This window comes from Segatella copri (assembly GCF_024330485.1).
Classification (GTDB): domain Bacteria; phylum Bacteroidota; class Bacteroidia; order Bacteroidales; family Bacteroidaceae; genus Prevotella; species Prevotella copri_L.
Genome location: NZ_JANDWX010000085.1, coordinates 1 through 1,666 on the forward strand (window position 1 = coordinate 1; position 1,666 = coordinate 1,666).

The following is a 1,666-nucleotide window of genomic DNA, read 5'->3' on the forward strand; positions in this document are numbered from 1 at the left end:
GAATTGACGGGGGCCCGCACAAGCGGAGGAACATGTGGTTTAATTCGATGATACGCGAGGAACCTTACCCGGGCTTGAATTGCAGAGGAAGGATTTGGAGACAATGACGCCCTTCGGGGCCTCTGTGAAGGTGCTGCATGGTTGTCGTCAGCTCGTGCCGTGAGGTGTCGGCTTAAGTGCCATAACGAGCGCAACCCCTCTCCTTAGTTGCCATCAGGTTAAGCTGGGCACTCTGGGGACACTGCCACCGTAAGGTGTGAGGAAGGTGGGGATGACGTCAAATCAGCACGGCCCTTACGTCCGGGGCTACACACGTGTTACAATGGCAGGTACAGAGAGATGGTGTTCTGCAAAGCGCATCTAATCCTTAAAGCCTGTCTCAGTTCGGACTGGGGTCTGCAACCCGACCCCACGAAGCTGGATTCGCTAGTAATCGCGCATCAGCCATGGCGCGGTGAATACGTTCCCGGGCCTTGTACACACCGCCCGTCAAGCCATGAAAGCCGGGGGCGCCTAAAGTCCGTGACCGTAAGGAGCGGCCTAGGGCGAAACTGGTAATTGGGGCTAAGTCGTAACAAGGTAGCCGTACCGGAAGGTGCGGCTGGAACACCTCCTTTCTGGAGAGACGAATTTCCTATGAAGATTTAGGAACATGACTTAAAAGTTCGCTTCTCTTCTTGTACGCACCATCTGTTTAATTAAATAAGAGATAGAGAATGTTCGGCAGAGATGCTACTCTTTACCAACACAGTCCTATAGCTCAGTTGGTTAGAGCGCCACACTGATAATGTGGAGGTCGGCAGTTCAAATCTGCCTGGGACTACATTCTTATATAATATCTCAATTGGGGGATTAGCTCAGTTGGCTAGAGCACCTGCTTTGCAAGCAGGGGGTCAACGGTTCGAATCCGTTATTCTCCACTACAGTGGGAATTTTTAGGATAGGCGACTGCAAGGAGCCAATCATAAAAACTTCACCACGAGAAGATCTTTGACATATTGACACAAGCAAAACTGTAAGTAATGAACTTTAGTTCAGACTAAAGTAAATCAAATCGCAAGATGAGATTTCACTTTGTTAGAATACAGCTGAAAGTATGAGCTACTTATTCGTTGTCGAGTAATCAGCAATGATAAACGAGATAACAAATACAGTCGTAAAGAAAGTAAGAAAGGGCGTATGGCGGATGCCTAGGCTCACGGAGGCGATGAAGGACGTGATAAGCTGCGATAAGCTTCGGGTAGGTGCAAATAACCCTTGATCCGAAGATTTCCGAATGGGACAACCTAGCCGTCTGAAGGACGGTTACTCTTACCAATGTAAGAGAGCTAACGCAGGGAACTGAAACATCTTAGTACCTGCAGGAAGAGAAAATAAATGAATGATTCCCCCAGTAGTGGCGAGCGAACGGGGAACAGCCCAAACCGTTGACGTCGCAAGGCGCCAGCGGGGTTGTAGGACCGCGACATTGTACTGAAATGGTGAGTGGAAGTATCTGGAAAGTTACATCACAGAAGGTGATAATCCTGTACACGAAGCCAGATCAGGCATAGCGGTATCCTGAGTAACGCGGGACACGAGGAATCCTGCGCGAATCTGCCGGGACCATCCGGTAAGGCTAAATACTCCCGTGAGACCGATAGCGAACGAGTACTGTGAAGGAAAG

2 tRNA genes and 2 rRNA genes are annotated in these 1,666 nt (G+C 49.6%); all 4 read left to right on the forward strand.

The features are described 5' to 3' along the window. Positions 1-617 (forward strand): 16S ribosomal RNA (locus NNC77_RS16390); the annotation flags it as partial. A gap of 132 nt (positions 618-749) precedes the next feature. Next, positions 750-823 (forward strand) — tRNA-Ile (locus NNC77_RS16395). 23 nt (positions 824-846) lie between these two features. Beyond that, positions 847-920 (forward strand) — tRNA-Ala (locus NNC77_RS16400). Positions 921-1,159: 239 nt separating this feature from the next. Next, a 23S ribosomal RNA gene (locus NNC77_RS16405) occupies positions 1,160-1,666 on the forward strand; the annotation flags it as partial.